Genomic DNA, 12,540 nt, shown 5'->3' with positions numbered 1-12,540 from the left:
TTGTTGTTCCTTACAGCATGACGGGAGCGTCGAGCTCTACTCTAGGCGCGCCCGGTAAGGCTTCCAGACGACTTTAGTCGTACTGAAAAGGGCCTGCGCTCGGCCAGGCTGCGTTGGAAATTCGCCCGGAATGCTCATTTACCACTCGTAAACTCGAGCGCGAGCCCGGTCCGCTGCCTCGCGAATCCTCGCCTTGCCTGGCCCTCGGTCGGCGACTTTTCCTCCCCATTCAAGGCGCTCAGTAATCCCAGAGTCGACGCCAGCCCTGCAGCGGATGGTGGCCTTCCCCGTCAAGCACCGAGACACTCGCTGTCATGCCGGCGCTGAGGTGCATATCCGCCGGCACGTTCAGCAGCTCGATGCGCACCGGAATGCGTTGCGCCAGGCGTACCCAGTTGAACGTCGGCTCGACGTTGGCCAGCAACTGGGCATCGTTGGCCGCATTGCGATCGGTGATGCCGCTGCTGATGCTCGCCACCTTGCCCTGCAAGGGCGCGGCCTGGTTCATCAGCCTTACCCGTACCCCGTCACCGGGATGGATATGCGGGATCTTGGTTTCCTCGAAATAAGCCATCAAATAGAAGGAGCGGGTATCCACCAGCGCCATCACCGCCTGGCCGGTCTGCACATAGTTGCCCTCGGCGAACCTGAGGTTGGTGATGCGTCCTTCCCGCGGCGCCAGGACGCGACTGCGATCCAGGTTGATCTGCGCAAGGTTCACGTCACTCAGGGCTTCCTGGTACTGGCTGCGGGCGACGGCCACATTGACCTGGGCGGTCTCGCGGTCTTCGGCACTGATGGCGCTCGTACCCAACCGCTGCCGGCGGGCGGCCTCGCTTTCACGCAAGCGCAGCTGTTGCTGGCGCGTATCTGCCACCGCCTTGGCGTGGTCGAGATTGGCCTGGTAGCGCTGCTGGTCGATCTGCATGAGCAGGTCCCCTCGCTTGACCAGCTGGTTGTCGACCACTGCCAGGCGGGTTACCCAGCCGGATACGTCGGGTGCCACCACCACTACGTCGGCACGCACCCGTGCATCACGGGTCCAGGGCGTATAGAGATAGAAGTGCCAGAGCCAGGTACCAGCCAGTATCGCCAGCAGCACCACGATTAGGGTGATCGCCACACGCAGGGTCTTGTGCATCAAGGGTCGATCCTCTTGTTGTTAGGCTCAGGTGGCCAGGACAGCGACGATGCCGGCCAGCCAGAGCACGAACAGCGCGCAGCTGAACAGGGCGCTGTGCCACAGCTGGCGCCCGAGCCGGCTGCGCTGCAGCAGCCACATCGACAGGGCCGTCAGCAGCAGCGCCAGGACGCCATAGACGAACAGTGGGCCCAGGTAGACCCCGCCAATGGCCCATTCATGCAGATTCATCCGTGCCCTCCTCCGCTATCGCCTTCAGACAACAGCTGCGCCAGGTCTGCTGAAGCTGCCCGATGGCGCCGCGCGCCAGTCGATGCGGCTCGTCGTCAGGGGCCTGCTCCAGCGTCTGGCGCAGGCGATCCGCTGCCGTATCCAGGGCACCGGGCTGCAGATTGCCGAAGCCTACGGCCAACTGCTCGGTAAAGCGCGCCAGAAAGACGTCCCGCGCCTGAGCGACGTTGCCCTGCGCACCTGCCAGACAGGCCCGCAGATGCAGCAATTCGTTGCCCAGGTCCAGTGCCAGCAAGCCCTGCTCCCAGCGCCCGCGCTCGCTCGCCGACAACTGCTCGATATGTCGCGCCAGGAGTAGCAGGCGATCCGCCATGCGCCCGCCGAACCAGGTCTCGGCATTGGCCAGGGGCACCGAGGCCAGTCGCTGCAGATCGTAGGTGGTGGCTTCGAGGATGCGGCGGCTTGTCCGTCGCGGCGTACGCAGGCTGATCAGGCGGAACACCAGCACGGCGAAGCCCACGCCGATCAAGAGGCTCTGCAGCTGGTTGAGCAAGACGCCCATCTCCACGTGGCCCTGGTTGCTCGGCGACACCAGCACCAGCAGGTGGATGGCGAAGGCCGTTGCCGTCCCCACCACGCTGGGCGGACCGGCCATGCCCAGGGCGGCGAAGAACAGTGGCACGCCCAATACCAGGCATAAGAGCGGATAGCCGGTGATCTGCGGCAGCAACACCTGGCTGATGAGGATGGCGACCGGCGCCGCATAGAGAATGCCGCGCAGGAAACCGAGCCCTATGGTGGCGGCATTGTCGCGGTTGGCGAACAGGCTGCAGATGACACCGGCCATGAGCATGGCACCGGGTGCCGACGGCCAGGCACTGGCCAGCCAGAACACCCCGACGCCCAGCAGCGCACAGGCACTGCGCAGGCCATAGAGCAGCGCCGTCTGCAGGTCGCGATGGCGGGCCAGGGCCGAGGGTGCCACGGCACTGAGCTGCGCGGTATGGACGCTATCCAGGGCGCGACCGGCCTGCTGGATCTTGTCCAGCAGGATGGCAAAGCGGGCGAGCAGGTAGCGCTGGTCGTTGTCCAGCGATGTGGTGGTACCAGCTGCCGCCCTCAGACGCTGCAGGAGGGCCTCCAGCACCTCAGCCTGGGGGTCGGCCAGGGCCACGAGCATTTCGTCGCGCCAGGGCTGCAGGACGGCGCGCTGGGCCTCCCCCAGGCCCCGCCACTGGCGCATGGCGCCGCGGGCGGTGCGCAACAGGCTGAGCAGATCCCGTGAAAGCAGACGTAATGCCCTGGCGCGCTGCCGACCACGCTGCCCTTCGAACCACGCATGGTCGCGCTGGGCATCCACCGCTACCACCTGGCCGAGCATGGCTAGCAGGCCCTGGGTGGCATCCTGGGCCTCGGCGAGCTCCGCCCGCGCGGCGGCCACGCCCTGCTCCCAGGTACGCCGCGCCTGGGCGGCCAGATTCTGCTCCACGCGCTGTGGCAAGATCAGGGCGCTCACCGCCGAGGCCACCACGATACCCAGGCAGATCTCGGTACAGCGGGCTACCGCCTGATCGAACACCGTCAGCGGATGGGCGATGGCGGGCAGACCGATGATGGCGACCGTATAGCCGGCCAGCACGAAGCCATAGGAGAAGTGGTTGCGCAACAGGGTCGAGGCCGCCGTGCACAGCGCCATCCAGCCCGCCAGGGCCAGCAGGAACAGCCAGGGCGTCTGGGCGAAGAAGGCCATGAGCACCACCGCCATGCAGGTACCCGCCATGGTACCCAGCAGGCGGAACAGTCCCTTGGCCAACACCATACCCGACAGCGGCTGGGAGACGATCATCACCGTCATGCAGGCCCAGACCGGTTGTTCGAGGCTGAAGCGAAAGGCCAGCCAGAGCGCCAGGGCGGCGGCGAACAGGGTCTTGCCGGCGAAGACCAGCGCCGCGGGCGAAGGTGCGAGAAAGACCGTCCAGGGTAGGCGCACGGTGACTCTTGGATTGCAGGGGATCCAGCATAGGCCGCACGGCCCAGGCGAAGTTCCGGTCAGTGCCCAGACGAAAAAAAGGCGACCCTAGGTCGCCTGAAGTGCCTTGCGTGCTCGAGTGACGACGCTCCGTCGTCACCACCCCTTGCAGCCTATACAGGTTGCAGCAGGCGTTCTTGATCGAGATCAAGACTGGCCGGGTTTTGCCCAGCCATGCCCAGCAAGCCGTCGATAAGCGTGCAATCGGATTCGCGGCGCACCTGGGCGAACAGCGCTGCGGCCTCGGGGTAGCTGCGCGTCAGCATGCCCAGCCACTGCTTGAGTCGTCCGGGCGCATAGCGTGGCGCCAGCTTGCGTTGCGCCATCAACCAGAAGCGCTGCACCAGGGGCAGGATCTCCGCCCAACTCTGGGGGGTGGCCTCTTCACCGCGCACGGACGCGGCGATCTGCAGCGCCAGATCGGGCCGGGAGACCAGGCCTCGGCCCAGCATCACCGACGCCTGCCCGCTGACGCTGCGGCAGCGCCAGTAATCGTCCAGGGTCCAGATCTCGCCATTGGCCAGTACCGGCACGGCGACTCGATCGGCCACCCGTGCCACCCATTCCCAATGTGCGGGCGGGCGATAGCCTTCCACCTTGGTCCGCGCATGGACCACCAGTTGCGACGCGCCACCGGCTGCCAGGGCCTCGGCACAGGCCAGGGCACTGTTCGGGCTGTCGTAGCCCAGACGCATCTTGGCGGTGACCGGAATGGCCGCCGGAACGGCCTGGCGGACGCTCTCGACGATCCGGTTCAGCAGCTCCGGCTCCTTGAGCAGCACCGCGCCGCCACGGGACTTGTTCACGGTCTTGGCCGGGCAGCCGAAATTGAGGTCGATCACCGGTGCGCCCAGGGTGCAGGCGAAGGCTGCATTGTCGGCCAGGCAGGCTGGATCCGAGCCCAGCAGTTGCACCCGCATGGGGGTACCCGAAGGTGTCCGCGCGCCCTGCCCCAGCTCCGGAGCCAGCTTGGCGAAGGCCGCTGCCGGCAGCAGGCGATCACAGACGCGAATGAATTCGCTCACGCACCAGTCGAGCCCGCCGACCTCGGTCAGCAATTCGCGCAGGATGTCGTCGACGAGGCCCTCCATGGGCGCCAGGGCGATCTCCATGCTCAGACGTCCTCGTTGGGCAGCGCCTGGCCATAGCCGGCCAGGAACTCGGGCGGCATGCGCTTGGGCTTGCCGGAGGACAGCTCGATGCAGACGAAGGTCGTCCGGGCGCGCAACAGGGTCACGCCATCCGCCGGGCGCTGCAGCTGAAACTGGCGGGTCATGCGCAGGCGGCGATCCCAGTCCACCAGCCAGGTGCCCAGCATCAGTTCGTCGTCCTGGTAACCACTGCTGAGGTAGTCGATCTCGTGGCGCACCACGGCCATGGCACGGTCCAGGCGCTGGAAGGTGGCGAGATCCAGGCCCAGTGCAGCCGAGTGCTGCCAGGCACACTGTTCGAGCCAGCTCACGTAGACGGCATTGTTGGCATGGCCCAGGCCATCGATGTGCTCGGCACCGATGCGCAGCGGCAGGAGATGGGGAGTCGGTCGGTCCCACTGCATGATGCGACCCTCTCGCGGGCGATATCCGAAAAAACACTGACCGGGCCGGTGGCAGCCGCGGCGTGATGGATGGCCGCGGATATTCGCATGAATCCGCAGGCAATAAAAAAGGGCCTGCATCGCTGCAGGCCCTTCTTCATGTTTGGCGCACTCGGGAGGATTCGAACCTCCGACCGCTCGGTTCGTAGCCGAGTACTCTATCCAGCTGAGCTACGAGTGCGTTTCGGTGAGTTTAGCCAGAACACCGCTGGTACTGCTGAAGCCAGAGGCTTCGTCGATTTGGCGCACTCGGGAGGATTCGAACCTCCGACCGCTCGGTTCGTAGCCGAGTACTCTATCCAGCTGAGCTACGAGTGCGTTGAAGCTGCGTATTCTAGCTTCCGTTTCTGACGTGTCAAGCAAATTTGCTTGTTTATCAGGTACTTACCATTTGGCCAGTACAGCGGAGCCAGTTTGAAGCAAATGGCGGTGAGGGAGGGATTCGAACCCTCGACACCCTTTTGAGGTGTACTCCCTTAGCAGGGGAGCGCCTTCGGCCACTCGGCCACCTCACCGCAACGGGGCGAAACTATATCGAAGGTTTGCCCGTTTGCAAAGAGAAAAATTCAAAAAAAATCAGTGGTTTGGTTCTTGGTCCTTTTCCTTCTGGATGCGCTGGTAGATTTCCTCGCGATGAACCGCGACTTCCTTGGGTGCATTGACGCCGATACGGACCTGGTTGCCCTTGACCCCCAGCACCGTCACAGTGACTTCGTCACCCACCATCAGGGTCTCACCAACCCGACGAGTCAAAATAAGCATTCCATTCTCCTTGAGCGTTTAACCCAGTCTGCACGTAAAAGCCGAAACGATCCCTGAATGGACCTTCTAGTCGCTATTGACCTCTGTCCATGCAAGTAAAGTTCCGCAGACCGGGGCGATAGATGAGGCCCCTGTGGCAGGGACCTCGCTTGCAGGGTCACTCCACGCCGCGTGCGGGGGCGTCGAGTTCGAAAGCGGTGTGCAGCGCGCGGACGGCCAGCTCCAGGTATTTCTCCTCGATGACCACCGAGACCTTGATCTCGGAGGTGGAGATCATCTGGATGTTGATGCTCTCCTTGGCCAGGGCTTCGAACATCTGGCTGGCTACCCCGGCATGGGATCTCATGCCGACGCCGACGATGGAGACCTTGGCGATCTTGATGTCGCCCACGGACTCACGGGCACCGATCTCGACACCGGTGCGCTTGAGGATCTCCAGGGCCGCCTGGTAGTCGTTGCGGTGCACGGTGAAGGTGAAGTCGGTGGTGTTATCGTGCGCGACGTTCTGCACGATCATGTCGACTTCGATGTTGGCCGCGCTGATCGGGCCGAGGATCTTGAAGGCCACTCCGGGGGTATCCGGCACACCGCGAATGGTCAGCTTGGCTTCGTCACGGTTGAAGGCGATGCCGGAGATGATCGGCTGTTCCATGGATTCCTCTTCATCAAGGGTAATGAGGGTGCCCGGACCCTCCTGAAAGCTGTGCAACACGCGCAGCGGCACGTTGTATTTGCCGGCGAATTCCACCGAGCGGATCTGCAGCACCTTGGAGCCGAGGCTGGCCATTTCCAGCATTTCCTCGAAGGTGATCTTGTCCAGCCGCTGGGCCTGGGGCACCACGCGCGGATCGGTGGTGTAGACGCCGTCGACGTCGGTGTAGATCTGGCATTCGTCGGCCTTCAGCGCGGCCGCCAGGGCCACGCCCGTGGTGTCGGAGCCACCACGGCCCAGGGTGGTGATGTTGCCCTGCTCGTCGACGCCCTGGAAGCCGGCTACGACCACGACCTTGCGTGCCTTGAGGTCGGCGCGGATGCGGGCATCGTCGATCTGCTGGATACGTGCCTTGGTGTGCGCGCTGTCGGTAAGGATGCGCACCTGGCTGCCCGTGTAGGAGACCGCCTGGACGCCGCGCTTGAGCAGCGCCATGGTCAGCAGACCGATGGTGACCTGCTCACCCGTGGAAACCATGACATCCAGCTCGCGCGGATCGGGTTGCTCCATGATCTGCTTGGCGAGGCCGATCAAACGGTTGGTCTCGCCGCTCATGGCCGACACCACCACGACGATCTGGTCACCTGCTTCGTGGAAGCGTTTCACCTTGTCGGCGACCTGCTCGATACGCTCCACCGTACCCACCGAGGTACCGCCGAATTTCTGTACGATCAATGCCATTGCTTGCTGCCCGTCCGCAGAAAAATCTGATTCATGTTGTTGAGGGAGGAAGCGGGCCGCCCTCCCCGGCGACCCGAGCCCGTTCATAATCTGCTGCGCGCCGGCCAAACGGCGTTGGAATTGCTTTCGGAATGCTCATTTACCATTCGTAAACTCGAACGCGAGTCCGATCCGCTTCCTCAAGCACTTCCGCCTTGTTTGGCTCTAGCTCGCGAGATTATGGCTCCTATAGGCTTTCCTCGGCGTACTGACCGGCACAGGCCAGGGCCGCTTCGAGCTGGCTGGCATCGGTGCCGCCGCCCTGGGCCATGTCCGGACGACCACCACCCTTGCCCCCGACCACGGCCGCGGCGCGCTTCATCAGCTCGCCAGCCTTGAGCTTGGCGGTCAGGTCAGCGGTGACGCCGGCCACCAGCACCACCTTGCCGTCGGCTTCGCCGCCCAGCAGGATCATGCCGCTGCCCAGCTTGTTCTTGAGCTGATCGACCAGCGCCAGCAGCGCCTTGCCGTCGAGGCCATCCAGGCGTGCGGTCAGGACCTTGGCGCCCTTGACGTCCTGCGCCTGGTCTACCAGGTCGCCGGCCGAAGCACTGGCGGCCTTGGCCTTGAGCTGCTCGATTTCCTTCTCCAGCTGGCGATTGCGCTCGACCAGCGCGGCCAGCTTGTCCAGCACATTGTCGCGGCTGCCCTTGAGCAGGCTGGCGGCTTCGCGCAGCTGTTCCTCGGCGCCGTTGAGATAGGCCAGGGCCGCGGTGCCGGTGATGGCTTCCACGCGGCGCACGCCGGAGGCCACGCCGCCTTCGCTGACCAGCTTGAGCAGGCCGATGTCGCCGGTCTGGGCGACGTGGGTACCACCACACAGCTCGACGGAGAATTCACCGCCCATGCCGACCACGCGCACCACATCGCCATATTTTTCGCCGAACAGCGCCATGGCGCCGCGGGCCTTGGCCTCGTCGATGGCCATGACCTCGGTGGTCACAGCGCTGTTCTTGCGGATCTCTTCGTTGACGATGGTCTCGATGCGCTTGAGCTCCTCGGGCTTGATGGCCTCGAAGTGGCTGAAGTCGAATCTCAGGCGCTGGTCGTTGACCAGGGAGCCCTTCTGGTGGACGTGATCGCCCAGCACCTGGCGCAGCGCGGCGTGCAGCAGGTGGGTACCGGAGTGGTTCAGGGCGATGCCCTGGCGGCGGCTGGCGTCGACCTGGGCCATGAGCGCGGTGCCGACGTTGAGGCTACCCTTGGTCACCACGCCATGGTGCAGGAAGGCACCCTGGGTCTTGGTGGTGTCGCGTACGGCAAAGCCGACGCCGGCGCTTTCCAGGGTACCGGTATCACCGACCTGGCCACCGGATTCACCGTAGAACGGCGTCTGGTCGAGGATGACCACGCCCTCCTCGCCTTCGGCCAGGCTATCGACCGGCTGACCGGCACGGTAGAGGGCGACGATGGTGCCCGAGGCGCTGGTGGTGTCGTAGCCCAGGAAGCGGGTTTCGCCCTCGACCTTGACCAGGCTGTTGTAGTCCACGCCAAAGGCGCTGGCGGAACGAGCCCGCTCGCGCTGGGCCTCCATCTCGCGTTCGAAGCCGGCCTCGTCGAGGTTCAGGTTGCGCTCGCGGGCGATGTCGTTGGTCAGGTCGACCGGGAAGCCGTAGGTGTCATAGAGCTTGAACACCACGTCGCCGGGGATGGTGTCGCCTTGAAGCTGCGCCAGATCCTGCTCGAGGATCTTCAGGCCCTGCTCCAGGGTCTTGGCGAACTGTTCTTCCTCGGTGCGCAGCACGCGCTCGATGTGCGCCTGCTGCTGGACCAGTTCGGGATAGGCCTGCCCCATCTCGGCCACCAGGGCGGCGACGATCTTGTGGAAGAAGGTGCCCTTGGCGCCCAGCTTGTTGCCGTGGCGGCAGGCGCGGCGAATGATGCGACGCAGCACGTAGCCGCGGCCTTCATTGGACGGCAGCACGCCGTCGGCGATGAGGAAGCTGCAGGAGCGGATGTGGTCAGCCACCACCTTGAGCGACGGAGCCTCGTCGTTGGCGCAGCCGATGGCCTCGGCCGAAGCCGCCAGCAGATTCTGGAACAGGTCGATCTCGTAGTTCGAATGCACGTGCTGCAGCACGGCGCTCACTCGCTCCAGGCCCATGCCGGTGTCGACGCTGGGCGCCGGTAGCGGATGCAGGACGCCGTCGGCGGTGCGATTGAACTGCATGAAGACGTTGTTCCAGATCTCGATGTAGCGATCACCGTCTTCTTCCGGCGAACCGGGCGGGCCGCCCCAGATCTCGGGGCCATGGTCGAAGAAGATCTCGGTGCAGGGACCGCAGGGACCGGTGTCGCCCATGGTCCAGAAGTTATCCGAGGCATAGGGCGCGCCCTTGTTGTCGCCGATGCGCACCATCTGCGCCGCCGGCACCCCGACTTCCTTGGTCCAGATGTCGTAGGCCTCGTCATCGGTGGCGTAGACCGTGACCCAGAGCTTTTCCCGGGGCAGACCCAGCCACTGCGGCGAGGTGAGGAATTCCCAGGCGAAGGTGATGGCGTCGCGCTTGAAGTAGTCGCCGAAGCTGAAGTTGCCCAGCATCTCGAAGAAGGTGTGGTGACGCGCCGTGTAGCCGACGTTCTCCAGGTCGTTGTGCTTGCCGCCCGCGCGCACGCACTTCTGGCTGGTGGCGGCGCGGGTGTAGCTGCGCTTTTCCATGCCGAGGAAGCAGTCCTTGAACTGGTTCATCCCGGCGTTGGTGAACAGCAGGGTCGGATCGTTCGCGGGGATCAGCGAACTGGAGGCGACCCGGGTGTGCCCCTTCTCTTCGAAGAAGCGGAGGAAGGCTTCACGGATTTCGGCGCTTTTCATATTCATTCCAGACAATGGGCTTTTCGACGCGCGTGACGGGCATCCGACTGGATCGCAGACGAGACGAACGGAGCGGGCGCCGCAGACGCGGCACGTGCGGAAAACGGACACGCATGCCTGGGAGTATATCGACGCCTGCGCCCCGGTGTCGCCCCGGTTGCGCAGGAAAAACGTCGTCGGAAGACTTAGCGGCGGCGGTAGGCGGCGAAAGCGGCGACGGCCGCCTCGATATCGGCGGCGCTGACGTCCAGATGGGTGACCAGCCGCAGGCGTGGAGCCGGACTGATGCGGATGCTGCGCTCGGCGAGGAAGGCCTGCAGGGCGGGTGCTTCGTTACCCATGGCGAGGTAGACCATGTTGGTCTGCACCGGCTCCACCTGGTAGCCGAGTTCGGCCAGGGCAGTGCCGAGCTGGGCGGCATGGGCGTGGTCTTCGGCCAGACGCTCGACCTGGTGATCGAGGGCATGCAGCCCCGCCGCAGCCAGAATGCCGGCCTGGCGCATACCGCCACCGACCACCTTGCGCCAGCGACGCGCCTTGGCGATCAGGGCAGCATCGCCGCAGAGCACCGAACCCACCGGCGCACCGAGGCCCTTGGACAGGCAGATCGACACCGAATCGAAATGCTGGCTGATCTCGCGCACCGGTACGCCCAGCTTGACCGCGGCGTTGTACAGCCGCGCGCCGTCCAGGTGCAGGGCCAAGCCGTGCTCCTGGGTGAAGGCCCTTGCCGCCGCCAGATAGGCCAGCGGCAGGACCTTGCCGTGCATGGTGTTCTCCAGCGCCAGCAATCGCGTGCGGGCGAAGTGGAAGTCATCGGCCTTGATGTAGCTGCGCACCAGGTCGAGGTCCAGGCTGCCGTCGGCCGCCATCTCGATGGGCTGCGGCTGGATGGAGCCGAGCACCGCGGCGCCCCCGCCTTCGTACTTGTAGGTGTGGGCCTGCTGGCCGACGAGGTATTCGTCGCCCCGCTCGCAGTGCGCCAGCAGGCCGAGCAGATTGCTCATGGTGCCGCTGGGCACGAAGAGTCCGGCCTCCAGGCCGAGATCGCCCGCCAGACGCTGCTCCAGCCGGGTGACAGTCGGGTCTTCGCCATAGACGTCATCGCCGAGTTCGGCGTCCAGCATCGCCTGGCGCATGGCCGGCGTGGGCTGGGTGACGGTATCGCTGCGCAGATCGATCATAAAGGCCGCTCCTTATGCCGGGACCACGATGAGCCCGGCCCGCAGGCCGACGGCGACCTTGGGGTTGGGGAAGATGATGCGCGCCTCGGCCTCGTCGACGATCCAGCGCTCGCTGCCATCCTCGGCCAGCAGCGAACCCTGGCGCAGCGGTGAGAAGTTGGCCACGTCGTCGGCCAGATGCAGCTGGAAGCGCGGACTGGACTTGTACACCTGGCGCGCGACCCGGAATCTCAGCAGCGAGGAATCCGGCGGCGGCAGTTCGGCTTCACGGCCTTCGATCAGGGCTTCGAGCAGCAGCCGCAGGCGGCTCAGGTCGAGTTCGCTGTTCTCGCCGAAGGGACGGGCCTGGCCCAGCTCCAGGGTCAGGGCTTCGGCCTGGCATTCGGCGTAGGTGTAGGCGCTGAAGGTGATACCGGGTTTGTCATAGAGCAGCACGGCTTCGATGCCGGCGGCTTCCAGGCGCTGCAACTCGGCTTCCGAATGCTCGCGCCCGGCACTCCAGGGATAGAGGGCGAAGCGCGGCAGCGCCGAGGCGCGCAGCGCGGTGTGCAGGTCGTAGTGCAGTCGGGCCCGATCAGGCTTGCTGAAGAACTGCGCGGAAAGGCGCTCGAGATCGTTGGCACGTTGGGCCTCGGAGCCTTCGGCCTGGGCATGGCGACCGTTGAACAAGCGATTCAGATCCTGCTCGACATAGCGGGTGCCGCGGCGCATAGCATCGGGATTGCCGAACATGCACAGCATTCGGCAGGCAGGACGCAGGGCTCCGCTGGCGATGCCGCCGAGCAACTCGTCGAGCAGCTCCATGGGCGCCGTCTCGTTGCCATGGATACCCGCCGAGAGCAGCAGGTCCAGGTGGTTGTCGCGCGCCACCGGCGGAGTGACTTCCAGCACGCCTTCGGTCAGCCAGTGGAGACGGGTGCCGTCGGCAGTCAGTTGAATCTTCTCGGTCGGCTCGCGGCCGGCCAGGGTCAGGTCCAGCAGGCGGCCAAGCGCCAACCGATAACGTTCAGATGCAGCCATGCTCTACTCCGCTGAGCGACGTGTCGGAGCTAGATACTCAATGATCGTGGCCGCAACCGCAATCGGCGTCATGCACATGATTCTCATCGCCTTCGTCGGCGAAGGTTTCCAGGGCGATGGACAGCCCCAGGGCATTGAGGGCCTGGGGCCGCAGCACCAGGACCGGGGTCTGTTCTTCGTCGTCCTGGGAGTCGGCGAAGATGTTGAGACCGCCGCTGCCGTCGGCTTCCAGCCAGAGGTCGCGGCCGGCCAGGCGGATGGCCAGGCGCTGGACTTGCAGCGTCTGCTGCTCGTCGGCGGTAGGTTCGAGGATGAGATCGAGACGGTCGCTCATG

At 65.1% G+C, this 12,540-nt stretch carries 11 protein-coding genes and 3 tRNA genes; all 14 read right to left on the bottom strand.

The genetic code is table 11. The features are described 5' to 3' along the window. Positions 1-238: 238 nt before the first annotated feature. The 14 genes from ACUCV0_RS02850 to ACUCV0_RS02785 all read right to left on the bottom strand — a co-directional run bounded on the left by ACUCV0_RS02850 (position 239) and on the right by ACUCV0_RS02785 (position 12,539). Entirely contained in the window at positions 239-1,141 is a 903-nt protein-coding gene (locus tag ACUCV0_RS02850; RefSeq protein ID WP_482211957.1) for an efflux RND transporter periplasmic adaptor subunit, read from the bottom strand. Between the two features lie 27 nt (positions 1,142-1,168). Continuing rightward, complete coding sequence (locus ACUCV0_RS02845) at positions 1,169-1,372, bottom strand: DUF1656 domain-containing protein (protein WP_482211956.1); 204 nt, start codon at positions 1,370-1,372, stop codon at positions 1,169-1,171. Next, positions 1,359-3,362, bottom strand: a complete 2,004-nt coding sequence (locus tag ACUCV0_RS02840; protein ID WP_482211955.1) for an FUSC family protein — start codon at positions 3,360-3,362, stop codon at positions 1,359-1,361. Before ACUCV0_RS02840 ends, ACUCV0_RS02845 begins: the two co-directional genes overlap by 14 nt. Before the next feature lie 152 nt (positions 3,363-3,514). Beyond that, entirely contained in the window at positions 3,515-4,513 is a 999-nt protein-coding gene (locus ACUCV0_RS02835; RefSeq protein ID WP_482211954.1) for a tRNA dihydrouridine synthase, read from the bottom strand. Positions 4,514-4,515: 2 nt separating this feature from the next. Continuing rightward, a complete protein-coding gene (locus tag ACUCV0_RS02830) occupies positions 4,516-4,956 on the bottom strand; it encodes an acyl-CoA thioesterase (RefSeq protein ID WP_068385500.1) in 441 nt (146 codons plus the stop codon). Between the two features lie 143 nt (positions 4,957-5,099). After that, positions 5,100-5,176 (bottom strand) — tRNA-Arg (locus ACUCV0_RS02825). A 60-nt stretch (positions 5,177-5,236) separates the two neighbouring features. Beyond that, positions 5,237-5,313: transfer RNA gene (locus ACUCV0_RS02820), tRNA-Arg, on the bottom strand. 106 nt (positions 5,314-5,419) lie between these two features. Beyond that, positions 5,420-5,510: transfer RNA gene (locus ACUCV0_RS02815), tRNA-Ser, on the bottom strand. Between the two features lie 61 nt (positions 5,511-5,571). After that, positions 5,572-5,757 carry a carbon storage regulator CsrA gene (gene csrA / locus ACUCV0_RS02810; RefSeq protein ID WP_007159101.1) on the bottom strand — a complete coding sequence of 62 codons (186 nt, stop codon included), beginning with the start codon at positions 5,755-5,757 and terminating at the stop codon, positions 5,572-5,574. Positions 5,758-5,914: 157 nt separating this feature from the next. Beyond that, positions 5,915-7,150 (bottom strand): aspartate kinase, encoded by a 1,236-nt coding sequence (locus ACUCV0_RS02805; RefSeq protein WP_059314292.1) that lies wholly within the window; start codon positions 7,148-7,150, stop codon positions 5,915-5,917. A 226-nt stretch (positions 7,151-7,376) separates the two neighbouring features. After that, positions 7,377-10,001 (bottom strand): alanine--tRNA ligase, encoded by a 2,625-nt coding sequence (gene alaS / locus ACUCV0_RS02800; protein WP_482211953.1) that lies wholly within the window; start codon positions 9,999-10,001, stop codon positions 7,377-7,379. Positions 10,002-10,186: 185 nt separating this feature from the next. Further along, a complete protein-coding gene (gene ltaE / locus ACUCV0_RS02795; protein ID WP_482211952.1) occupies positions 10,187-11,185 on the bottom strand; it encodes a low-specificity L-threonine aldolase in 999 nt (332 codons plus the stop codon). A gap of 12 nt (positions 11,186-11,197) precedes the next feature. Further along, entirely contained in the window at positions 11,198-12,205 is a 1,008-nt protein-coding gene (gene astE / locus ACUCV0_RS02790) for a succinylglutamate desuccinylase (RefSeq protein WP_482211951.1), read from the bottom strand. Between the two features lie 37 nt (positions 12,206-12,242). After that, entirely contained in the window at positions 12,243-12,539 is a 297-nt protein-coding gene (locus tag ACUCV0_RS02785; RefSeq protein ID WP_059314289.1) for a hypothetical protein, read from the bottom strand. Position 12,540 lies beyond the last annotated feature (1 nt).

This window comes from Pseudomonas sp. VMV1, from assembly GCF_056790235.1.
This window is presented reverse-complemented; position numbering and strand designations above follow the sequence as displayed.